The sequence below is a fragment of the Mesorhizobium sp. M5C.F.Ca.IN.020.32.2.1 genome, assembly GCF_004023105.1.
Lineage (GTDB): Bacteria > Pseudomonadota > Alphaproteobacteria > Rhizobiales > Rhizobiaceae > Mesorhizobium > Mesorhizobium wenxiniae.
Map to the genome: position 1 here is coordinate 1 of NZ_RZSX01001633.1, position 501 is coordinate 501.

At 63.5% G+C, this 501-nt stretch carries 1 protein-coding gene; it reads left to right on the top strand.

Annotated features, from left to right (window positions below; all coding sequences use genetic code 11):
• The coding region (locus EOA86_RS37875; protein ID WP_164892467.1) for an amidohydrolase family protein at window positions 1–501 on the top strand (501 nt) is incomplete at both ends.

The window sequence follows — 501 nt, forward strand, 5'->3', positions numbered from 1 at the left end:
TTTCTCGCGTGTTCGACGCGGCCAAGCCGCTAAATCTGCCGGTAAAACTCCACGCTGACCAATTGTCCAATCTGCACGGCGCAGAACTTGCGGCGCGTTATGGCGCCCTGTCGGCCGACCATCTCGAATACACTGACGAGGCGGGTGCGGCGGCGATGGCGAGGGCAGGAACCGTGGCGACGATCCTGCCCGGCGCCTACTATTTCATCCGTGAGACCAAGAAGCCGCCGATCGGTCTGTTTCGCCAGCACGGCGTCAAAATGGCGGTCGCCACGGACTGCAATCCCGGCACATCGCCGCTGACCTCACTGCTGCTGACCATGAACATGGCGGCGACTTTGTTCGGTCTGACTGTTGACGAATGCCTTGCCGGTGTCACCCGCGAGGCCGCCCGCGCGCTGGGACTGCTCGGACAGACCGGTACGCTGGAGGCTGGAAAATCAGCCGACCTGGCGATCTGGGATATCGACCGCCCGGCCGAGCTCGTCTACCGCATGGGCT